Annotated in this window: 15 protein-coding genes; 5 read left to right on the forward strand and 10 right to left on the reverse strand. The window is 59.6% G+C overall.

What is annotated here, in order from left to right; genetic code table 11:
* Positions 1–12 precede the first annotated feature (12 nt).
* The 7 genes from IAI51_RS07565 to motA form a co-directional block, all read right to left on the reverse strand.
* Complete coding sequence (locus tag IAI51_RS07565) at positions 13–930, reverse strand: hypothetical protein (RefSeq protein ID WP_187677890.1); 918 nt, start codon at positions 928–930, stop codon at positions 13–15.
* Complete coding sequence (locus tag IAI51_RS07575) at positions 927–4,199, reverse strand: toxin VasX (RefSeq protein ID WP_262410312.1); 3,273 nt, start codon at positions 4,197–4,199, stop codon at positions 927–929. Before IAI51_RS07575 ends, IAI51_RS07565 begins: the two co-directional genes overlap by 4 nt.
* A complete protein-coding gene (locus IAI51_RS07580; protein WP_187677891.1) occupies positions 4,196–5,029 on the reverse strand; it encodes a DUF4123 domain-containing protein in 834 nt (277 codons plus the stop codon). The genes IAI51_RS07575 and IAI51_RS07580 overlap by 4 nt, the downstream gene beginning before the upstream one ends.
* The gene (tssI, locus tag IAI51_RS07585) at positions 5,026–7,047 is read right to left on the reverse strand and encodes a type VI secretion system tip protein TssI/VgrG (protein WP_187677892.1); all 2,022 of its coding nucleotides are present in this window, start codon (positions 7,045–7,047) and stop codon (positions 5,026–5,028) included. The genes IAI51_RS07580 and tssI overlap by 4 nt, the downstream gene beginning before the upstream one ends.
* A gap of 213 nt (positions 7,048–7,260) precedes the next feature.
* On the reverse strand, positions 7,261–8,394 hold the full coding sequence (locus IAI51_RS07590) for a sterol desaturase family protein (protein WP_187677893.1): 1,134 nt from the start codon (positions 8,392–8,394) through the stop codon (positions 7,261–7,263).
* Positions 8,395–8,484: 90 nt separating this feature from the next.
* Entirely contained in the window at positions 8,485–9,552 is a 1,068-nt protein-coding gene (gene motB, locus IAI51_RS07595; RefSeq protein ID WP_187677894.1) for a flagellar motor protein MotB, read from the reverse strand.
* Positions 9,553–9,555: 3 nt separating this feature from the next.
* Positions 9,556–10,407 carry a flagellar motor stator protein MotA gene (motA, locus tag IAI51_RS07600; protein WP_187677895.1) on the reverse strand — a complete coding sequence of 284 codons (852 nt, stop codon included), beginning with the start codon at positions 10,405–10,407 and terminating at the stop codon, positions 9,556–9,558.
* Between the two features lie 166 nt (positions 10,408–10,573).
* Here motA and IAI51_RS07605 point away from each other — a divergent pair, with 166 nt between their 5' ends.
* The 4 genes from IAI51_RS07605 to IAI51_RS07620 all read left to right on the forward strand — a co-directional run bounded on the left by IAI51_RS07605 (position 10,574) and on the right by IAI51_RS07620 (position 15,669).
* Positions 10,574–12,112, forward strand: coding sequence for an HDOD domain-containing protein (locus tag IAI51_RS07605; RefSeq protein WP_187677896.1), 1,539 nt, complete (start codon positions 10,574–10,576; stop codon positions 12,110–12,112).
* A gap of 42 nt (positions 12,113–12,154) precedes the next feature.
* Positions 12,155–12,970 (forward strand): thiosulfate sulfurtransferase, encoded by an 816-nt coding sequence (gene rhdA, locus IAI51_RS07610; protein WP_187677897.1) that lies wholly within the window; start codon positions 12,155–12,157, stop codon positions 12,968–12,970.
* Positions 12,971–12,988: 18 nt separating this feature from the next.
* Entirely contained in the window at positions 12,989–13,849 is an 861-nt protein-coding gene (asd, locus tag IAI51_RS07615) for an archaetidylserine decarboxylase (protein WP_187677898.1), read from the forward strand.
* 65 nt (positions 13,850–13,914) lie between these two features.
* Entirely contained in the window at positions 13,915–15,669 is a 1,755-nt protein-coding gene (locus tag IAI51_RS07620; protein WP_187677899.1) for a molecular chaperone, read from the forward strand.
* 104 nt (positions 15,670–15,773) lie between these two features.
* On the opposite strand, the gene serB is transcribed toward IAI51_RS07620, so the two are convergent.
* Positions 15,774–16,988: a phosphoserine phosphatase SerB gene (gene serB, locus IAI51_RS07625; protein ID WP_007967407.1), complete on the reverse strand. Its 1,215-nt coding sequence runs from the start codon at positions 16,986–16,988 to the stop codon at positions 15,774–15,776.
* Positions 16,989–17,122: 134 nt separating this feature from the next.
* Here serB and IAI51_RS07630 point away from each other — a divergent pair, with 134 nt between their 5' ends.
* Positions 17,123–18,628: an AhpA/YtjB family protein gene (locus IAI51_RS07630; protein WP_187677900.1), complete on the forward strand. Its 1,506-nt coding sequence runs from the start codon at positions 17,123–17,125 to the stop codon at positions 18,626–18,628.
* 233 nt (positions 18,629–18,861) lie between these two features.
* Here IAI51_RS07630 and IAI51_RS07635 read toward each other — a convergent pair whose 3' ends face one another.
* Positions 18,862–19,572: a membrane integrity-associated transporter subunit PqiC gene (locus IAI51_RS07635; RefSeq protein WP_187677901.1), complete on the reverse strand. Its 711-nt coding sequence runs from the start codon at positions 19,570–19,572 to the stop codon at positions 18,862–18,864.
* Between the two features lie 186 nt (positions 19,573–19,758).
* Positions 19,759–22,023: a DNA topoisomerase IV subunit A gene (parC, locus tag IAI51_RS07640; protein WP_187677902.1), complete on the reverse strand. Its 2,265-nt coding sequence runs from the start codon at positions 22,021–22,023 to the stop codon at positions 19,759–19,761.
* Between the last annotated feature and the right edge of the window lie 7 nt (positions 22,024–22,030).

Below are 22,030 nucleotides of genomic sequence, written 5' to 3' on the forward strand. Positions count from 1 at the left end.
TCAAGCCAACTCTCACTCTGTCTGCGCGGCCAGTTCACCCTCGCGTTGGGCGATGGCGGCTTCCAGCTCTGGAGAGCGTTTGGCCCATTGTCCAGGAGGGAGTGGTTTTGACCATTCAATGATGTCGGGATAAGTCAAATCGGGTGGTGGGTTCAACTTCCAACGCTCAAGCACATCTATCAGCAAAGTGTTGAATATGAAAATCCCGCAAAACCCTTCCCAGAGAGCAGTTATGAACCAGCCTCTTAACTTCGCAGCCTTGTTCAGATCGTCCAGGTAAGTAGCCCAGATTCCTTTGGACCTGTCGAAACGGGCGGTTTGATCCTCGACAGCCTCTGGCCCGATCTCCATATAACTGCGCATGCATTCCCACAACGCCATCGCCGTCGTGCCGCCGCCACAGTTGAAGCCTAATGAAAAGTGTTTGTTGTCGTCTTTGGCGTGCGGGTCGGAGTTTTCGAAACCGATGACCAGTAGACCCATCGTGGCTTTGCCGGCCTGACTGACTGATGAATACTGGGTGGCGGCGGCTGTTACCGTTTCCCACGGGACAATCCAGTACTCACCGTTGTCGCGGGGGACGCAGACTTCGCGGCGTTGGCGGTTGAAGCGTATGGGTAAGGGGACTTCTCGGAAGAGGCCGAACACAACAAACAAAATAGGAATTCCCACAATTATTAATCCTCCACCCCATATCAGCGGATCGGGGGAGAGGTAATTCAAAAATGCAAAAAGCAACACCATTGGCCACAAGACCATCACCGCCGAACCGATGCTGTAGTTACCAATATCGAGAAACACATCGTTTTTGCGCCAGATGATATTAAGCACATCAGAGGGTTTTCTACCCGTAGGAACGGGCAATGGCGCCAAGTAGTCACTGCGCGAAAACATCCATTTTTTCGTGGTGCCTGCCGGTGGCGTACTCATCGCTTGTCCTTCGGTTGCAGGTAAAGGGCGCCGGGGTGATCCTCCCCTAGCGGGTAGTTCGGCACACGATCAAGCTCAGGCGTTGGGTCGGCTCGCAGCGCTATGACACCCGTGGAGTTGTTCAAGGTAAAAGCCAAACCTCGCTCCCCGCCGATAAAACTTCGAGCGCCGAGTATCGCGGTCAGTGGGGTGCGATAACGCAACCTTAGCGACAACGTGCTGGGTGGTGTGTTCAGCAAGTCTTTCACCTCTTTGAAAGAACCGCTTATACGCAGGCCCTGACCCTCCTCGAACGGTATCCACTGGCAACTACTGTCGGACAACCAGACGGGCGTCATGTCACGCCACGGACGGGGGGGTTTGAAATTGCCGGTTCGACTGTTTTTGATCAAATGTCGGTTTTCGAGAGTATCTACCGGATCACCGACCATGCTCAGTTCCAGGTAGACACTGCCTGGCTCGGCGCCCGGCAAGTCGATGGTTAGTGAATCAATAGCGCTGACGAAAGCCAGGCCGGAACGGCCATTATCAGGCGCAGGCTTGGAACTGCTTTGCATGGTGACCCGAGGCGTATAGAGGATGAGGTACAAACGGTCGAGTTCGTCCTGTTGGGCTTTGGGCGCAATAGGCTCCAAATCGTTAGCTCGGGCCTTAGACCAACAGCAGTTATTCATGAAGTTTTGCAGCGGCGTTTTCTCGAAAATCCAGGCAGTCAGATACAGCAAGCCTAACCCGGCAATAATCCAGTTCAGCGGCCCCATGTACAGCGTGTAACGCAAGATGGCTATTTCGACTTCCACCAAGCCTGCCAAGGCTCTACCAGTTTGCGCCATTCCCAACAATGCCTGAGCGCCAAAAGCACCTACTTGACCAGCGACCACGGCGTGGCGCATTTCCAACCAAGGATCAACATGTGTATTTGCTCTCTCTAACTGAACTTGCAGAGACCTGTATTCATTCACAGAGGCTGCAAATGACAACCCACCAACCACCCCACCAAACAACGTAAGCATCGGCGCCGCAGATGAACGAATAAAAAACCGATCCCTCCCCAACCCCATCCGCACCTGACTATCCACCACCGCCACCAACGCCGCCGACCCATACAAACTCGCCGACACCGTGTCATTCACCCGCCGGGCATCCATCCCCTCCAGCACCCCGGCCTCGCTCAAATAGTTCTGCACATTCACCACGTTCACCAACAACGCCGCCAACGGCACCACTCCCCCGCTGTTGACCACCACTGGCGAATTCACAATCCGCTCCACCCGCCCAACCCCAATGGCTTTCCCCGTCTTGTTCACCCATTCACCCAACGCCTCGGCCCGTTGCCCGAACAACTTCCACACTTGCCGCGCGCCCTCAGTCACGAATTGCAAACGGCTTTCCCCGCCCAACCTCGCGGCAAGAAAAATGCTCATCCACGACGCGCTGAAACCCTTGTCACCCTTGAGCAACAGCAACGCCGCACCCAGTCGATTGACCAGCACATTCCATTGACTGTCGGCCTCGCGGGCCATGGTCGCGATGTCATCCAGCACCACCACACTCAACGGCGCCAGAACCTGATGGGTGGCGCTGATGTTGTCGGCGGACAGTGCGGCCATCAACTCGCCAAGGCGCGAGGCGTTGTTGACTGCGGCCTCAAGCGACGGTGTCCAGGCGTTGAACAGTTGCCGGAGTGCGCCCCCGTCGGCGGCGCGCACGTAGTCGGCGTATTGCTCGGCGCCTAGGGCGCGAATGCATTGGGCGGTCAGGCAACCGGTGGCGAGTTCAGTCAGCCATTGGCGCGTCGGCAGGTCGTCATAATCGACAAACCAGGTGCCGCTGACCGAGCGTTTCAGGTACTTGCCACGATCGGCGAACAACGCAGTGTGGCGTTGTTCGAGTTGTTGGAAGTGGCCGGCAGCGGTGTCGGTGAACCATGTGTTCATGGCGTCGAGGTCGATGTAGTTGCCGACCTTGGCGCTGAACGCATGATTGTTGAGATTCGCTTGTTTTTCCGCGCGGTATTGCCGGACCACTTCCTCCGCTTCGTAGTACAGATCGGCCGGAATAAACGCCCGTACCGGTCCGACAATGGCTGCGATACGCGCATCACGGGCGGCAGCTTCGGCCTGGGTCGGCCGACCGCCGTATTGACGATCCCGGGTTTCAACCCTGAGTTCCTCATTCAGCCGATCCTGGGTGTCGAGCATAATCTGGCCCTGTTCGGGCGTGAGGCTGATGTCGCGATCCTTGTAGCGATAGCTGAGATTGCCCGCCAGTTCGGCGCCATCCTCGGTGATCAAGCTGCGCACAAAGCCGCCGATGCTAAGGCGCAGATTGTTTTCGCCCAACCATTTTTCGTGACCGGCTTCCAGCCATTCCTGTTCGTGGTTGATGTCGCGCAACACACCCAAGTCATCGTCCAGACAGGCGAAGACGGCGAACAATCCCTCTCTTTGCGCTTTGGCGTTTTCCAGCCAATCCCGCGTGCCCTGCCCGTCCCATGACTCGGCGCTCCATTCGCCCGGCGGCTCGTCGCTGGCATCAGGATGTTGATCGAGCACCTTGTGGCGCTCGCGGATGCGGTGCTTGGCGTCTGTGTAGGCTTTGATGTTGGATGGAGTTGGGTCGTCTAACAGCGTTGCGCCGAGGGCGTCGGTGTCATCGGCGTTTTTTTGCTGATCGGCTTTCATCGACCGGGCGTAGGTGCCGGGGATCAGTTCGGCCAAGACCTCATCGCACTTGTCCAACGGCGGACAGTGCGGAGCTTGTAACTCATCGGCCACCGTGCGCAGGGCAATGTGGCGCATGTGCTGGCTGCGTTTGGCGCTGCTCTCGCTCAGGATTCGGCAGTGCTCGGCGTTCAACGGGAATTCACTGTAAAGCATCCACGCGTCGTGGATTTTTTGCAGCGCCAGGCCGGTGAGTGTGGCGTCGGCTACCGGAGTGGCCGCCGCGTCCAGCGCCTGTTCCTGCAACAAGCCCTGCGGCGAAACAGCAAAACGCTTGAGCGGCCCCTGATGCTGCCAGAGGTACACAAACCCTGCGCGCAAACGACGTGCTGCCATCGGGCGGCTTTGCGGCGTAATACCGGGAACGCAACAAGCGTGTTCAGCCTTTTCGTGCGCCAGCGCATAGCGCACCGGCACCACAAACAGTTCGGGCTGACTGGCCGGGCACGGATGCACCGTGCAGTTGATATCCACATGCGGCTGGGCTTTGGCCTCGCGTTCGGCCTGAGCGGCCTCGTCGACCATGGCCAGTTTTTCGGCGTTCATCGGGCGAAGTCCTTGTCGGTCAGCAATTGGTGCGTCAATGCGCTGTTGAGGTTGTCCAGACGCTGGTGCGGCATAACTCCGGGTTCGGCCAGCAATTGTCGGTAGGCTCCGTGCTCGACACCATCGGGAAAATCAGTGCCCAGCACCGTGAAGAAACGCGCCCAGCGCAGGACTTCATCGACGGCACTGAAGCCCCGACGTGCAGCACTGGCCTGACACTCCATGGCCCATTGCTGCAAAGCAGTCGAATCCATTGTGTTGAGGTATTTGGCGAAATAGCGCTGACCGTGCTCGATCAACTGTGTGGTGAAAGAGTGACGCTTGGCCGCGTTCAGGTGATCGAGTTGTTCCGCCGTCAGCAACAGCCAGGGCTTCTGCGCATACGGGATCGCGGGGTGCTCGGTTTGCTGATTGATCTGTGAATCCGGCAGACGAATCAGCCGTATCGGCCCCATCAATCGATCACGCTCAGGCGAGGGCAAATCCTTCAGCCACAACGCGGTAATACGCGGGTCATAGAAACGAAAGAAAACCGTCGCAGCCCCGTCGACACGCGCGTGAATCAGGCTGCGCACATGCGCCAGCACTTGATCTTCGTCGGCCTCAGACTCCAGCCAGATGCCCGTCGTTGCACTCCACTCCTGCCAAAAAAACGTTGCCAACGGGCTATCGGGGATCACACCGATCAGCACGGGACCGGCCTTGTCCAAAGCGCTGTAGGCGGTACGTTGATAAAGCGAGTGAACAGGCGTGCCGTCCGTCAGCTCGAACAGGCGATCGGGAAGGTTTTCGATCTGGACTCGATCCAGCAACAAATACGCCCGGCTCATGCGCTCACCTGTGACAGTTGTTCGCACACGGCACAGACTGAGGAAGCCTGTTCTGCCGCCTGAGCCAGCGCAGCCACTTGTGCGGTGACAGACAGCGCGATCAGTGCCTGCGGAGCTTCGGGCGCTGCCGCCAACGCTGTCTGCGCCGTGACACCCGCCGTCGGCGCGCCGCCCTCGACGATGGCCACACTACTGAAGATCCCGCCCGCATTGATCACGATGTGATGGCCGCCAGCACTCAGCGTCAGGCTTGTCCCGGCATCAATCACCACTTGGCTCGCGGTAACCCGTGCATGCGGGCCGGCCTGGATGACTAGCGTGCCTTCCGCCGTGGTGCTGCTGTTACCGCTGATGCTGAGCAGGTCGTCAGTGCCAATCACCGTGTTGCGCGTACCGTCGGTGGTGTGGCGTTCGTCAGCCTTGATCAGGTTGGCGCTGTGGTTGTCGACCTGTTCGAAGCGGTCGTTACGGATCAGGCTATGGCTGTCGTTGAGGATCAGTTGTTCGAAGTCACGCTCGGCGCGCAGGTAGATTTTTTCCTGGCCGGCGCGGTCTTCGATCATCAATTCGTTGTAGCCGCCGGTGTGCGGTGAGCTGTGGCTGCGCAGCACGGTTCTGGTCTTGTGTTCGGGCAGGATGTACGGCACCGATGTGACCTTGTTGGCCACGCAACCGGTGATCAACGGTTTGTCCGGATCCCCCTCCAAAAAGGTCACCAGCACTTCCATGCCGATGCGCGGGATGGTCACCGAACCGAAACCTTCCCCGGCCCAACTCGATGAAACCCTGATCCAGCAGCTGCTACGCTCGCTGTTGAGTTCGGCGCGGTCCCAGTTGAACTCACACTTCACGCGGCCGTATTCATCGCAATGGACTTCTTCATGGGCGGGCCCTGTAACGCGTGCGGTCTGGCTTACCAGCGGGCGGCGAAGTGCGGGCAACGGTGGGCGAAACACCACCTCGGCAGGAATCACGCTGAAGGTGTTGCGATAACCCTGAGTAAAGCCATCGGCAGCTTTGGCGTCGCTGGTAACCGATTCCTCAAGCACTTGTGGCTGTCGGCCGGTATGGGACACGCTGAGCAACAGCCACAGGTCATTGCAGCTTTTGCGCGGGTGTTCTGTCAGTTCGAATAAATGGCCGCAGCGCAGGTTCGCCTGATCGCTATGACCTTCGCCCAATTCATAGTCGCTGCGATGCCGCTCCAGCGCCTGACGGGCCAATTGCTTGCCGTACTTTTCGCTCTCGATCAACAGCGGATAGCGATAGTCTTCCAGCACCGGGGTGAACTCGGCGGTGAAGTGGCTTTCGAGCAGGAGGCTTGGGCGTTCGTGGTCATAGTCGCGGCGGGTGACCGTGCTGGTGCGGGTGCTGGTGCGTACGCTGAAGCGGCTGACCACCGGGTGTTCTGCGACCATGCCGGCATCCTGCTGATACGGCGTGGCGCCAAGTTTGGCCAAGAACACCTGATCGTCGGTGAACACCAGCAAATGCCCGTCCGCCGAATGCTGGTGATGCCAGGCAATGCCGTCCTCGGCGCACAACCTTTGGATGAAGTCGAAGTCAGACTCGGCGTATTGAGTGCAGTAGTCACGAGGCGGGTTCGCCGTGACGTGAAAGGTAAATGCATCACCTTGAATGCCATGCCCCTTGAGCACCTGCGTAATGATCTGCGGCACTGTGCGCTGCTGGAAAACCCGCTGATCGCGGCTGAACTGCAAGTAATACAACGCCGGCACCAGCGTCAGGTGATAGCGGGTCAGGCGTTTGCCGGCCTCGCCAATCAGCACGTCTTCGATGCGCCCGTGAATGCCTTCGCCGTTGTGGCCAAATTGCAGAAACGCCGGTTGGCTGAGCAAGCTCTCCAGATCAAAATCCGGGTGCTCGCTGATCAGTTCAACGTGGATGCCGTAGAGCGTGCTGATCGCTTCAGTGCCGCTGAAGGCCAAAACTTTGAAGTCGTGACGGATAGCAGGAATCTGCAACGCAAAATGCGCCGCATTGGCCGACCGGAACATACGCTTATCCTTAAGCAAATAGGAAAAGAGCGCGATGTCGAAACCGTCCCTGGTTTGTGCTCGCGAAAACTGGCGGGCACGCTAACAAGATCGAAAATGGATAGATGTAGGAGGAATCTTTAAAGCCGGCGGGAAGATTCCTTTGCAAAGAATGACTGTTCAACGAGCACAAAAAAGCCCCGACGATTCGGGGCTTTTCATTTTTGCCAGGCCTTACTTCGGCTCAGGCTTCTTAAACGCATAAAGATGCTGCTGCACAATCCCGCCCGGCAATTCCTTGCCAAACACGCCATAACGTACTGGCCACTCTTTCGGCGGCAGCTTGAAGGTGCCGAACAGCATGTCCACCAACGGCGTGTGAATCGCGTAGTTCTTGTAGATATAGTCCTTGTGCCGCGCGTGGTGCCAGTGGTGGTAACGCGGCAGGACGATCAGGTAATTCAGCCAGCCGCCATTGATTCGCACGTTGGCGTGAGCCAGCACGGCCTGGACGCCGACCAGAATCACATAGGCATTCAACGCCTGCGGCGCGAAGCCCAGCAGCATCAGCGGCACCAGTACGCCGGTGCGGGTCAGCAGGATTTCGATGAAGTGCACGCGCGAACCGGCGAGCCAGTCCATGTGTGTGCTGGAGTGATGCACGGCGTGAAGGCGCCAGAGAAAAGGCACCACGTGGTACAGCCGATGCAGCCAATACTGACCGAGATCCGCCACCAGCACCGCGAGCAGGAACTGCACCACCAACGGCAGGCTTTGCACGCTGGCCTGAAAGCCCGGCGACACGGCCCAACCGGCGATGTAACTCGACGAGGCGGTGATGAAGATCAGGATGAACTGCACCAGCATGTGGCTGACGAAAAAGTAGGTCAGGTCGGTGCGCCAGTGAGGCCGCAGGATGTTTTGCTCGGGGTCTTTGGAATAGAGCTTTTCCAGCGGAATAAACACGATGGCCGACACCAGCAGCGCCAGGACAAACCAGTCCAGCCCCAGTGAGTATGGGGTCTGCCCGATTTCGCTGACTTGCACATTGGTGCCACCGAGAAATACCGCCAGGCCTGAAGCGACCAGCCCGGTGATCCCCAGACGTTTGCGTTTGTTGAGCAGGATATTCAGGGTGCCGAGGCTGAACGACAGCACCAGCCCGAGCAACAGTGTGGTGCGGGCGAATTGCTCGTCGTAGACCTTGCGCAGTTCAGCGGTGGTCAGCCATTCAGGGAACAGGAAGCAGAACACCGCCAGCAGGCTCAACAGCCCGAGCGTGGCCGAGATATAGCCACTGACCCGCCCTTCACCAAACTTGAAAGGTGCGTTGCCGTGCCGCTGAAAATAGGCTTTGAGTCTTTCCATAACTGATCTTCCGTGATTGCGAAAACTGCGACTGGTCAATGCGACGCAGGCAGATACAAAAAAGCCACGGTAACCGTGGCTTTTTGTAGGTCACTGCTTCGGCGCGGGGGCCGGTGCAGTGGCCGGTGGCGCTGTCGGAGCACTTCCCGGCTGGGCCGGTTTGGGTGCCGCGTCGTCGAACAGGTTCAACCGCTCGCGCAACTCGTGCGCAGGCACCGGTTGCTGATCTGCCGGCAGCGCATTCGGATCGACCGGTGTTGCCGGAGCAGCACCGCTCGGTCCTTGCTCAGCCGGTTTCGCCGGATCGGCGCCCTGCGCGCCTTCGATGGCGGCCTGGGCCTTCTTGGTCAGCACCACGATGTCGATGCGACGGTTGACCGGGTTGAACGGGTTTTCCCGGTCGAACAGTGCCGACGAGGCGTAACCCACAACCCGCGCCACTTGCGCATCCGGATAGCTACCGGCAATCAATGCACGGCGGGCGGCGTTGGCACGGTTGGCCGAAAGCTCCCAGTTGCCGTAATCGCCGCTGCCGATATAAGGCTTGGCATCGGTGTGACCGCTGATGCTGATCTTGTTCGGCACCGCTTTGATGGTGTCGGCCATGGCCAGCAGGATGTCTTCGAAGTACGGCTTCAAACGTGCAGAACCCGAGTCGAACATCGGCCGGTTCTCAGCGTCCATGATCTGGATGCGCAAGCCGTTCGGCGTAATCTCGAAGAGGATCTGATCCTTGAATTTCTGCAGTTGCGGGTTCTCGTCGACCTTGTTCTGCAGTTCTTGCAGGAGCAATTCCAGGCGTTCCTTCTCGACCATCTCGGCCATGCCTTCGACTTGCTCGGCATCGACCGTGACTTTGTCCGGTTGCGGCTGGGATTTCACTTCAGGGTTAAGAGTGTTTTCCGGCGCCAGGGTCGGCGTGCCGCCCAGATCGATGATGTACGGCGTGCCGCTTTCGGAGAAGCCGACCGGGTCTTTGAAATAGCCGGCGATGGCGATCTTCTGCTCAGGCGTTGCGGTGGACAGCAGCCACAACACCAGGAAGAACGCCATCATCGCCGTGGCGAAGTCGGCGAAGGCGATTTTCCAAGCCCCGCCGTGATGCCCGCCGGCTATGCGCTTGACGCGCTTGATGATAATCGGCTGATTATTTTCCATGACTTAGCGACCGCGAACGGCTTGTTCCAGCTCGGCAAAGCTTGGACGGTGAGCCGGGTACAGAACCTTGCGACCGAACTCCACCGCCAGCGATGGCGGCATGCCGGATGCCGAAGCTACGAGCGAGGCTTTGATGGCTTCGTAGACATTCAGCTCTTCCTTGGCATCGTGAGCCAACGAGTGCGCCAACGGGCCGAAGAAACCGTAGGCCGCGAGAATACCGAAGAAGGTACCCACCAGTGCCGCACCCACGTGCAGACCAATCGACTTCTGATCGCCTTCGCCCAAGGACGCCATGGTCACCACGATACCCAGTACCGCCGCGACGATACCGAAACCCGGCATGGCGTCGGCAATGCCGTTCACCGCGTGGGATGGGTGCTCAAGGTCTTCTTTAAGGCTGTAAAGCTCCATGTCGAACAGGCCTTCCAGCTCGTGCGGAGCCATGTTGCCGGAGGACATGATGCGCAGGTAATCGCAGATGAACGCGGTCATGCGTTCGTCTTTGAGCACTGCCGGGTACTTGGCGAAGATCGGACTCGCGGCGGCGTCTTCGATGTCGCCTTCGATGGCCATCATGCCTTCGCGGCGGCTCTTGTTGAGGATCTCGTAGATCAGGCCCAACACTTCCAGATAGAAAGTGTGGCTGAAACGCGAACTGAACATGCTCAGGGATTTCTTGAGCACGTGCATCGTCATGTAGCTGGGGTTGGCCTGGAGGAATGCACCCAGCGCCGCACCACCGATGATCAACACCTCGAAGGGCTGGACCAGGGCGGCAATCTTGCCGTGGGAGAGCACGTATCCGCCGAGCACGCTCGCGAATACGACGATGATGCCGATAATTTTAGCCATAGGTAGAAAGTACTTATTTAAGTCGGGTTCAAGGTCATATTCGGAAGTTAAAAAATCTCTTCTTCTACTTATCGGCAAAACTGCGCCAGACTATAGCCAGTTCAGGCGAAAAGCCAATTTAGCCCATGCCGGGCGCGTCTACAGTCAGTGAAGATCTCGTCCAGACATGGCTAATGAAACGAACGTCCCACACGCAAAACCGACCACCCTCGACGGCTGGGTCAAGCTGCTCGATAGCGTGCGCCTGCCCGTGCCGCAAGAGGCTCACGACAAGGTTTGCCGGGCGATCCGTGACAATCGCAGCTCGCTGCGCGACATCGCCGACCTGATGCAGGACAGCCCTGCGCTGGCCTTGAGCATCATCCGTGAGGCGAATCGTCACACCCACGGCACCATGGCCACACCGGCCGAAAATCTTGAAGTTGCGATCAACCGTCTGGGTCTGGCCCGCACCGAAGAACTGCTGGCGCGCCTGCCTGCTCAACCGCAGATGCAAATCCCCAAGGCCTTGCGCCAACTGCAAATGATCAGCCAGCACGCCACGCAACAGGCCAACGGTTTTTTTGCCAGTCGCCTGGCGCGGCTGTGGCAGGACATTCATTGGGGCAGCCTGCTGTTTCTGTCGCCGCTGTGGCCGCTGGCACTGACCTATCCACAACTGCTTGAAGAGTGGGAACTGCGGGTTATCCACAAGGGCGAATCGGCGCGCGCCGTCGAGCAGCAATTGTTTGGCGTGCGCCTGCTTAAAATCGCCGAGGCGCTGGTGCAAGCCTGGCACCTGCCGATCTGGGTGCAGCAGGGCTATAAGTTGCTGCTCAGCGAGCAACGCGAATTGGTCAAAGTGTTGCGCATTGCCCGTGACAGCGAACATCCGTTGCGTCAGCAAAATCGTCTCGATGACGACCCAACACTGCGGCGCTGGCTCAATCAACCCGCCAACACCGTACTGCTGGCCAACGGTCTGGCGCTGTCGGCGCAACAGGCATGGGACAGTCCGCACAGTGAGCGCTGGCAGTATCTGACCAGCCTTTATCTACAGATTTCGATGGACGAGGTGCAGCAACAGTTGCACCAGCAAGCCGCCAACAGTGCGCGCCAGCATGCGATGCCTGACTTGTGGCACCCGGCGGTTTCGCTGCTGTGGCCGTGGGGCACCCTTCGCCTGCCGGCCGGGATGTTGCCTGCTGCCGCACCGAATGCCGAGGATCTGACTCAATGGCGCCGGCAGTGCGCCGAACTGCTGGCCGAGCCGAGCCGTTTCACCAATGCCATGAGCCTGACCGTCGCCGCCCGCGACGCGCTGGTCGCCAGTGGCATGCGCCGGGTGATGATCCTGATGGCCGATCGCACGCAATCCAATCTGCGCGTGCATCAAATTTTCGGCCTGCCCAAAGAAGCCTCTGCGCTGAACTTTGTTGTCAGCCAGAGCAAAGTTCTGCAACGGCTGCTCGCACAACAAGCTCAGGTGCGGATCAACCCGGAGAACAACACGCAATTCTCCGCGCTGCTGCCGCCGAGCCTGCGCACGCTGTTCCGTGGCGAGCATCTGTTCCTGCGATCACTGGTCAACAATGGCCGGGTGATCATGATCGTTGTGGCTGATCAGGGCGGCGGGCCATTCGCCGACATCACCGTGCAAGCCTTCGGCAAAACCGCGCAGTGCATCGAAAAAGCCCTGCACAGCTTTAGCAGCCGTGGCCGATGAGGCTGCGCTACAATCCCCCCCTTTGTGCTCTGGAGACCTCACATGTCTGACTTCTCTGGCTTGCCGCTCGTCATCGAACCGAGCGACCTGCTCCCTCGGCTCGAGTCCAGCGAACTGATTCTGGTAGACCTGACCAGCCCCGCCCGCTATGCCGAAGGTCATCTTCCCGGCGCGCGGTTTGTCGACCCCAAACGCACCCAGCTCGGCCAACCGCCGGCACCGGGACTGCTGCCGGCCAAAGCCGATCTGGAAGCGTTGTTCGGTGAACTCGGCCATCGCAAAGACGCGGTCTACGTTGTCTATGACGACGAGGGCGGTGGCTGGGCCGGGCGGTTCATCTGGTTGCTCGACGTGATCGGTCACGACAAGTATCACTACGTCGATGGCGGTCTTCCGGCGTGGCTGGCGGATGGCATGCCGATGTCGATCCAGGTGCCACGGGCTGTTGGTGGCCCGGTATCGCTGACCCTGCATGATGAACCGACCGCTACGCGCGAATACCTGCAAAGCCGTCTCGGCGCCGCCGATCTAGCGATCTGGGATGCGCGCGGGCCGCTGGAGTATTCCGGCGAGAAAGTGCTGGCGGCCAAGGGCGGCCATATTCCCGGCGCGGTCAATTTCGAATGGACCGCGGGCATGGACAAGGCGCGTAACCTGCGCATCCGCACGGACATGCCACAGATCCTCGAAGACCTGGGGATCACCAAGGACAAAGAAATCATTACCCATTGCCAGACCCATCACCGGTCGGGCTTCACTTATCTGGTGGCCAAATCCCTCGGTTATCCGCGGGTCAAGGGCTACGCCGGTTCCTGGGGCGAATGGGGCAACCACCCTGACACGCCCGTCGAGATTTAAGGTTTTTAAGGACAACCCATGAAAGAGCGTCTGTTTATCCTCAGCCAGTACCTGCTGCCTCACCACCTGCTGTCGCGCCTGGCCGGCTGCATTGCCGAGTGCCGCGTGCGCTGGTTCAAGAATGCTTTCACCACCTGGTTCGCCAAGCGCTATCAAGTCGACATGTCGCAAGCGCTGGTTGAAGACGTGACCGCTTACGAGCACTTCAACGCCTTCTTCACTCGCGCCCTGAAAGATGGCGCGCGCCCGCTGGACGAGACCCCGGGCGCGATCCTCAGCCCGGCCGACGGCGCGGTCAGCCAACTCGGCCCGATCGAACACGGTCGCGTGTTCCAGGCCAAGGGTCACAGCTTCAGCGTGCTGGAACTGCTTGGCGGTGACGCAGCCAATGCTGCGCCGTTCATGGGCGGCGACTTTGCGACTATTTACCTGTCGCCGAAGGACTACCACCGCGTCCACATGCCACTGGCCGGCACCCTGCGTGAAATGGTCTACATCCCGGGCCGGATCTTCTCGGTCAACCAGACCACTGCCGAAAACGTTCCGGAACTGTTCGCCCGCAACGAGCGTGTGGCATGCATCTTCGACACCGAGCGTGGGCCGATGGCCGTTGTTCTCGTGGGCGCAATGATCGTCGCTTCGATCGAAACCGTGTGGGCTGGGCTGGTCACGCCGCCGAAGCGTGAGCTGAAAACCTTCCGCTACGACGAAGCCGCTCGCGCGCCGATCCATCTCGAAAAAGGCGCCGAACTGGGCCGCTTCAAGCTGGGTTCCACCGCGATCGTGCTGTTTGGCCCGGATCAAGTGAAGTGGGCTGAAGAACTGGTGGCGGGTTCGCCAGTGCAGATGGGCCAGGGTCTGGCACTGCCAAAAGTCTGATGTCCGTGCTGCGGGAGCCACTTCGGCTCCCGCAGATTGCAGCATTTGCTGCTATGGTTTTTGGCATGAGCCAGACCATCGCCCCTCCGCAGCTACGTGCTCCCACTCCAACGCAAACGCGTCTGTCGTTCTGCGAAGCCACCCCGCGTGACCTCAAACGCTGGATCGCCGGCCTGCCCAAGGCGAACATCGGCGAAACCGCCCGCCAGTTGTACCAAGGCCTGGGCGAACTCAACCAGTTGCTCACCCCCAGCGATAATCGCCTGCAACTCTTGGAGTTGATGCGGCCAGAGGTGTATTTCGTCTGCCAGCATCTGGAGCGGCACTTTCTGCATCAGGCGATCATGCTCGACGAGCGTTCGCGCAAGGTCAGCAACCTGTGCCAGGCGCTGCAAAGTCATCTGGCCATCGGCTACAAACAGATCGTGTTGCGTATCGCACCCAAGTACAGCAAGGATCGCGCGGCGCTGGTCAGCCAGGCCCTGCAACGGGCGGCACACGCACTCAAGGGCCAGTTGCTGCGCGCCACGCAGTTGTACAGTTCACCGCCGGAACACCTGTGGTTCGAACTGCATCAGCTGTATCGCATCGGCTGTGAATTGCAGCTGCAACAACGTCGGGTACGTGACGATCTCGCCAGCCTGACTACCGAGCTGAGCCTGGAACAGACGTACATCGCCACCCTGTTATTGGGCTGCGCCCGTTGCAATCAACTGCGGCAGAACCAGATCGCTCGACTCGCGGAAGTCCTGGAACCGTGGAGTACCTTGCTCAAACTGCATCCCGGCAGTCCGGACGATGGCTTGTTTGCGATCAGCGCCGAAATCGACGCTGGCCCGCGTTATCGCAACATGTTTCGCAGCGAGCAAAAAGCCGGATTACTCGGTTTCGATCCGCAGCCACTGGTCAATGCCATCGAAGCGCATCTGCAGCGTCAGGACACTTCGACACCCCTGCCTGTCCCGACGGGGCTCAGCTTCGACACTCTGCAACACTTGCACGCGACCTGGGGTCAGGCCGCCGAACGCAGCTTTCAGCGCACCGTTGGCCAAGGCAGCCTGACCGTGTGCGTGGGAATGAGCGCCCTGCACTTTTACCTCGGTGGCGAACGCAGTTTCAGCGAACTGCTCAAGCACCCCGGCGCCCGCGCGGCGAACTTCAGCAGCGTCGTCGCCAAGGGCGAAAAAGACAGTTGGAGCCAGGCATTCGACGCCGCGCCGCAAAGCAAGGCGGATGAGTTTCTGCCGTACGAAGAAATCCAGTACGACCATCTGATCGAAGACGAAAGCAGCACCGACAACACACCGCACTACCCCACTTACGCGCTGCCGGTGATCAATCACAGCCCCGGCGGTTATTGCCTGGGCTGGCCTGCAGAGGTGCCCGCCGAATTACAGGCCGGGGAAATGCTCGGGATTCAGGACAGCGAAAGTCTGGGCTGGAGCATTGCGGTGATTCGCTGGATTCGTCAGGTGCGTGGCGGTGGCACACAGATGGGCATTGAGCTGGTGGCACCGCATGCGCAGCCGTGCGGCCTGCAACTGGTGCGCTCGCGGGACGATCACAGTCACTATCTGCGCGGATTACTGTTGCCGCAGATCAGCGCGATCGACTTGCCGGCAACCTTGCTGGCGCCACGATTGCCTTTTCAGGAAGGCAGTAAAGTACTGATCAATACCCATGGAGACGAGCACCGCGCCGGACTGGATCGGCGGGTGGCGAGTACACATAGTTTCAATCAGTTTGCCTATCGCTCGCTGGAGGCCGCGCAGAATGGCGGGAGCGAGGAGGATTTTGATTCGTTGTGGAAGTCGCTTTAGACCCAGTTGCGCCCTTCGCGAGCAAGCTCGCTCCCACATTGGAATGCATTTCAAACGTGGGAGCGAGCTTGCTCGCGCAGAGGTCAGATCAGCTTATCGAGATCTTAGAGCTGCCCGTCGCGATCGCGGAAACCCAGCAGATACAGGACACCATCCAGACCCAAAGTCGAGATCGCCTGCTTCGCCGACTGCTTGACCAATGGCTTGGCGCGGAACGCCACACCCAACCCGGCAATCGCCAGCATCGGCAGGTCATTCGCACCGTCGCCGACCGCGATGGTCTGCTCCAGACGCAAACCTTCCTTGTGTGCCAACTCTTTCAACAGGTCAGCCTTGCGCTGCGCATCGACGATCGGCTCGATCGCCACGCCGGTGCACTTGCCGTCGACGACTTCCAGCTCGTTGGCGAACACGTAGTCAATGCCGAGTTTGGCCTGCAATTGCTTGGCGAAATAGGTGAAGCCGCCGGACAGGATCGCGGTCTTGTAGCCCAGACGCTTGAGTTCGGCGAACAGGGTTTCTGCACCCTCCGTCAGGCGCAGCGAAGCGCCGATCGAGTCCAGCACGCTGACGTCCAGGCCTTTAAGCAACGCCAGACGCTCTTTGAAGCTGGCGCGAAAATCCAGTTCGCCGGCCATCGCCCGCTCGGTGATCGCCGACACTTGCTCGCCAACACCGGCAGCCTTCGCCAGTTCGTCGATGACTTCGGCTTCGATCAGCGTCGAGTCCATGTCAAACACCGCCAGACGACGGTTGCGGCGGAAAAGTGAATCTTCCTGGAAGGCGATGTCGACGTTCAGCTCCTGCGCCACGCTCAGGAATTCTGCACGCAGCGCCTGTGGATCAGCCGCTTCGCCACGCACGGAGAACTCGATACAGCCCTTGCCCTTGTCCGCCGGGGTGTCCAGCGGCATACGACCCGACAGACGGTCGATATGGTCGATGTTCAGACCATATTTGGCAGTAATCGAACTGACAGCCTGCAATTGCCCGGCGGTCACTTTGCGAGTCAACAGGGTTACGATATGGCGCTTCTTGCCCTGATTGCCCACCCATTGCTGGTAATCCTCTTCGGAGACCGGGGTGAAGCGCACCTGTTGGTCGAGCTCGTAGCCCTTGAACAGGATGTCCTTGAGCACGGCTTTGCCTTGCTCGGAATCGGGAATTTCAACAAGGATGCCAAACGACAGGGTGTCGTGGATCACCGCTTGCCCGATGTCGAGAATGTTCACACCACCTTGTGCCAGAACGCCGGTAATGGCCGCAGTCAGACCCGGACGGTCGACTCCCGTGATGTTAATCAGGACGATTTCGCGCAACGCGCACCCCCGCAACTGGAAAAAAACCGCATTCTACCCACTTTCAGTGACCATCGGGCACCGCGAGCGCTTTGCCGGTCTAGGGCCTGTCGCTATACTGCGCGTCAACTTCACGGACAAAAGAGCCGAGCTCAGTGAACCGGCCCACGCCAGTTAAAACCGATAACTTCTTTCTGCTGATCTTCCGTGCACTGCGCCACCGCCGTGTACCGATTGCATTGCGCATTGCCAGCCATAACGTGATCCTCGTCGCTCTGGCGCTGGTGATTTATGCCTGCGTGATGGGCTTGCAGTTCAAGCAGGCCATGCACGAGCAGGCCGATGCGCTGGGCGAAAGCCTGACCACGCAAACGGCCACTTCCGCCACGGAGCTGTTGGTGTCCAACGACATCCTCAGCCTCAACGTGCTGCTCAATAACCTGACCAAGAACAAACTGGTGGCCCACGCGGCAATCTATAGCGTGGATAACCGCATCCTCGCCGAATCCGGTCAGCGCCCCAAGCACAGCCTGTTGGGCGAAGCCGAGGGCATGTACGAGAGCAAGATCACGTTCCAGGACGTGACCGCCGGGCAACTGCGCATCAGCCTGGACATGGATCAGTTCCAGCAGCCGATGACCATCAGCCTGCAAAGCATGGGCATTTTGAGTGCGATTCTGTTGGCGCTGTCGCTGGCCTTGAGCTTGCGCATGGGCCGCTACCTGTCGACCCCGCTGCTGCAATTGCGTGTATGGCTGCGCCGGATTGACGAGCACACGCCGGGCATGGAGCGTCAGGACGAAATCGGCGATCTCGCCCGTCAGTTGCACGCCAACTATGCGCCGGAGCCCGCGCCTGAGCCGGAACCCCAGTTCGAAGACGAGGAAGACGAGACCGAGTTCGAGGTGCGCAATCTGCGTGACCCGAGCTTTGACGAAACCCGTCCGATGGCCGCGCAGAAGCCTGCACCACGCCACTTGGTCAGCACCGTCGAAGACGATGATGACGATGACGCGTTCGCCGATCTGCGCGACGAGTCCTTGAACGGTGCCGCACAACCGCAGATTCGCAAAGCCACCCCGAGCGTGCCGCAACACACGGCGGTGCTGGCGGTTCAACTGGGTTCTCAGGAGCAACTGCGTCGTCTGCCACGTGCGCGTCTGGAAGAATTGCAGGAGCGCTATCGCGACTGCCTCGATCAGGCCGCCTCGCTGTATCAGGGCGAAATCGAAACCCTGAACGATGGCAGCACGCTGATGCTGTTCCACACCGAAGACAGTGGCGACGACTACCTGACCAACGCGATTTGCTGCGGCGAGTTGTTGCGGGCGCTGGGCCATCAGTTGCAGATCGAAGTCGCCGACAGCGGCATCACCCTGCAATTGCAACTGGGCCTGACCCTTGGCGATGAGTTGTTCGGTCTGAGCCAGATTGATCTGCTGCTGACCGATTCGGCCCAGGATGCACTGGCCCTGTCGCAGCACAGTCGCAACCTGCTGCTGGTGGAGCGCAAGATCAGCGATGATGCGCTGATCCGTCAGCGTGCGCGTATCCGGCCGATTGCCAGCCCTGAGGGGGCGTGCTGCGTGGAGCGGTTGATGGAGCCTTATCCGTCGATGCTGGAACGGCAACTGGCGCGGATGCATGAGCGTCGGGCGTAAGCCTTAGCCCAGATGCACAGAAGCCCGCAGACAAGCGATTGTCTGCGGGCTTTTTTGTTGCCTGTAACGGCCCTTTGGCGAGCAAGCTCGCTCCCACAGGGTATCTGTACGCTGCTGATCAAATGTGGGAGCGAGCCTGCTCGCGAAGAGGCCAGCACTGGCTTTAAAGATCTCCAGCCACCAGACATAACAAAGCCCGCACAAGGCGGGCTTTAATTTGACTCAAACCAGACTCAGAAGCGGAACACTTCCATATCAGTCCGAATCGGCGATGCCATCGGAATCTTCGGCTGCTTCTCGGCTTCCGCCGCCGGCGCTGCCGGTTTCGGCGCTGCTTTGCGCGGAGCTTCAGCCACTGGTGGCTGATTAGCCAACGGCTTGAGCGCCACCGACAGCTGCTCGGACAGACGCTGCAACAGAATCCCCTGCGCCTGCACCTGCGATGCCGTACTGCCGGCGTGCAGCTCTTGCAGGTGGATGATGCGGTTATCTCGCACCTGGCCACGACGGTCGATCAGGCGCCATTGCGCATCGAGAATAGCCGGTTGCTTCTCGCCGGAGTCCAGACGCGTGATGGTCATCAATACCTGCACGTCAGGGGTGAAGCCCTGAGTGGCCGGTGCCAGCACGACACGCTGGCTATCCAGATGACCGGCAACCTGACGCAGCAACAACTGATCGATATCCGACGAAAGGCTGCCAGCCCAACGACCATCGGTCGCCGCCTGCAGGCTGCCATCCGGTTGACGTTGCAGCAGAGTTTCACGTTGCAGGTAATCGGCCAGCACAACCGGGCCCAACAAAACCGCCATGCCCGCGCTTTGCGCAGGCTGAACCGGACTTCCGCTGTCCAGTTGATACAGCGACACCGGCTGGTGAACGCTGCAACCCGCCAGGCCCAAAACGCCGGCGAGCAGGAAAATAAGGGGGCGCAGAGCAGTCATCATCCCGTCCAGGTGGCCGCCACAAGGCTGACCACAGTGAAAATACTCAATAAATATGAAGAACGCTCAGCCACGCCGGCGCTTGAAAGGCCATATCATCCGTGAATATGCGTTCCGACTCCAGCGCCAAAGCGTCGATCTACGCGTTAAATCGTAGATCGAGCGCTCTAGGGGGCGTGTTATCACCTAATTGAGGTTTTCGACGAGCAGCGCATCCACTCGCTGGAAGCCCCTTGGCAGTTTATTGCCGCGACGTCCACGCTCACCTTTGTAGTGTTCGAGGTCGTCGGCTTTCAGCGACAGAGTCCGTTTTCCGGCCTGCAACACCAAGGTCGCGCCTTCCGGAAGCACAGCGATGTCCGTGACATATTCTTCGCGACTGGCCACACGTTCACCGGAAATACCGATGATCTTGTTGCCTTTGCCCTTACCTAATTGTGGCAGATCGCTGATTTTGAAGATCAGCAGGCGACCTTCGGTCGTGACCGAGGCCAACCAGTTCTGCTCACGATCGGCCACCGGACGCGGCGCGATCACCTTGGCGTTGTTTGGCAGGCTCAACAGGGCTTTACCGGCCTTGTTCTTGGCTTGCAGGTCCTCACCCTTGACCACGAAACCGTAACCGGCGTCAGAGGCGATCACGTAAAGCGCGTCGTCTTCCGGCATCAGCACGCATTCGAACGATGCGCCCGGTGGCGGCGTCAGACGGCCAGTCAACGGTTCACCTTGGCCACGGGCCGATGGCAAGGTGTGCGCGGCCACCGAATAGCTGCGGCCGGTGGAGTCGATAAACACCGCAAACTGGTTCGAGCGCCCCGCTGCCGAGGTTTTGAAGCCGTCGCCGGCCTTGTACGACAGGCCGGTGGCGTCGATATCGTGGCCCTTGGCCGAACGGATCCAGCCTTTTTCCGACAGTACGACAGTCACTTTCTCGTTTGGCAGCAGATCGTGCTCGGTCAACGCTTTGGCTTCGGCGCGCTCGACGATTGGCGAGCGACGGTCGTCGCCATAGGTTTCGGCGTCCTTGATCAGCTCGGTGCGCACCAGTTTCTTCAGCTTGGCTTCGCTGCCCAGCAGGGCTTGCAGCTTGGCTTGTTCCTTGAGCAGTTCGTCCTGCTCGTCGCGCAGCTTCATTTCTTCCAGTCGCGCCAATTGACGCAGACGGGTGTCGAGAATGTAGTCGGCCTGGATCTCGCTGAGAGCGAAACGCTCGATCAGTTTGGCTTTCGGGTGTTCCTCGGTACGGATGATGTGGATCACTTCATCCAGGTTGAGGTAGGCGATCAACAAACCGTCCAACAGGTGCAGGCGACGCTCAACCTTGTCGAGGCGGAATTGCAGGCGGCGACGCACGGTCAGCACCCGGAATTCCAGCCATTCGACGAGCAACGCGCGCAGGTTTTTCAGCTGTGGTTTGCCGTCCAGCCCGATGATGTTGACGTTGACCCGGTAGGTCGACTCCAGCTCGGTACTGGCGAACAGGTGCTGCATCAGCGCTTCGTGATCGACGCGGCTGTTGACCGGGATGATAACGATGCGGCACGGGTTTTCGTGGTCGGACTCGTCACGCAGGTCAGCGATCTGCGGGGCTTTCGACGGTTTTGCCTGCATCAGCGCGGCAATCTGCTCCAGCACTTTGGCTCCGGAGACCTGATGCGGCAGCGCGGTGACGATGATGTCGCCGTCCTCGACGTGGTACACGGCGCGCATGCGCACCGAGCCCTTGCCGGTTTCGTACATTTTCAGCAGGTCGGCGCGCGGCGTGATGATTTCCGCTTCGGTCGGGTAGTCCGGGCCCTGAATGTGTTCGCAGAGTTGCTCGACCGTGGCTTTCGGCTCATCGAGCAGGCGCACGCACGCAGTCGCGACTTCGCGCAGGTTGTGTGGCGGTACATCGGTGGCCATGCCCACGGCGATACCGGTGGTGCCGTTGAGCAGGATGTTCGGCAAGCGCGCCGGCAATACCAGCGGCTCCTGCAGGGTGCCGTCGAAGTTAGGGCCCCAATCTGCAGTGCCTTGGCCCAGTTCGCTGAGCAGCACTTCGGAATAACGCGACAGCCGCGCTTCGGTGTAACGCATGGCGGCGAAGGACTTGGGATCATCCGGCGCACCCCAGTTACCCTGGCCGTCGACCAGCGTGTAGCGATAGCTGAATGGCTGGGCCATCAGCACCATCGCTTCATAGCACGCCGAGTCGCCGTGCGGGTGGAACTTACCGAGCACGTCACCGACGGTACGCGCCGATTTCTTGTGCTTGGAATCGGCGTCCAGCCCCAGCTCGCTCATGGCGTAGACGATACGCCGCTGTACCGGTTTCAGGCCGTCGCCGATATGCGGCAGAGCACGGTCCATGATCACGTACATGGAGTAGTTGAGGTAGGCACTTTCGGTGAAGTCGGCCAACGATCGGCGTTCTACACCGTCCAGGCTGAGATCAAGGGGGTTGCTCATGCAGGCC

Origin of the sequence: Pseudomonas sp. N40(2020) (genome assembly GCF_014472415.1) — a bacterium.
Classification (GTDB): domain Bacteria; phylum Pseudomonadota; class Gammaproteobacteria; order Pseudomonadales; family Pseudomonadaceae; genus Aquipseudomonas.

Bases quoted from the DNA above. Each gene is read 5' to 3' on its own strand.
- IAI51_RS07565 (WP_187677890.1), bottom strand. From the start codon at position 930: ATGAGTACGCCACCGGCAGGCACCACGAAAAAATGGATGTTTTCGCGC.
- rhdA (WP_187677897.1), top strand. From the start codon at position 12,155: ATGTCTGACTTCTCTGGCTTGCCGCTCGTCATCGAACCGAGCGACCTG.
- IAI51_RS07635 (WP_187677901.1), bottom strand. From the start codon at position 19,572: ATGACTGCTCTGCGCCCCCTTATTTTCCTGCTCGCCGGCGTTTTGGGC.
- tssI (WP_187677892.1), bottom strand. From the start codon at position 7,047: ATGTTCCGGTCGGCCAATGCGGCGCATTTTGCGTTGCAGATTCCTGCT.
- motB (WP_187677894.1), bottom strand. From the start codon at position 9,552: ATGGAAAATAATCAGCCGATTATCATCAAGCGCGTCAAGCGCATAGCC.
- IAI51_RS07620 (WP_187677899.1), top strand. From the start codon at position 13,915: ATGAGCCAGACCATCGCCCCTCCGCAGCTACGTGCTCCCACTCCAACG.
- asd (WP_187677898.1), top strand. From the start codon at position 12,989: ATGAAAGAGCGTCTGTTTATCCTCAGCCAGTACCTGCTGCCTCACCAC.
- IAI51_RS07605 (WP_187677896.1), top strand. From the start codon at position 10,574: ATGGCTAATGAAACGAACGTCCCACACGCAAAACCGACCACCCTCGAC.
- motA (WP_187677895.1), bottom strand. From the start codon at position 10,407: ATGGCTAAAATTATCGGCATCATCGTCGTATTCGCGAGCGTGCTCGGC.
- parC (WP_187677902.1), bottom strand. From the start codon at position 22,023: ATGAGCAACCCCCTTGATCTCAGCCTGGACGGTGTAGAACGCCGATCG.
- IAI51_RS07590 (WP_187677893.1), bottom strand. From the start codon at position 8,394: ATGGAAAGACTCAAAGCCTATTTTCAGCGGCACGGCAACGCACCTTTC.
- IAI51_RS07575 (WP_262410312.1), bottom strand. From the start codon at position 4,199: ATGAACGCCGAAAAACTGGCCATGGTCGACGAGGCCGCTCAGGCCGAA.
- IAI51_RS07580 (WP_187677891.1), bottom strand. From the start codon at position 5,029: ATGAGCCGGGCGTATTTGTTGCTGGATCGAGTCCAGATCGAAAACCTT.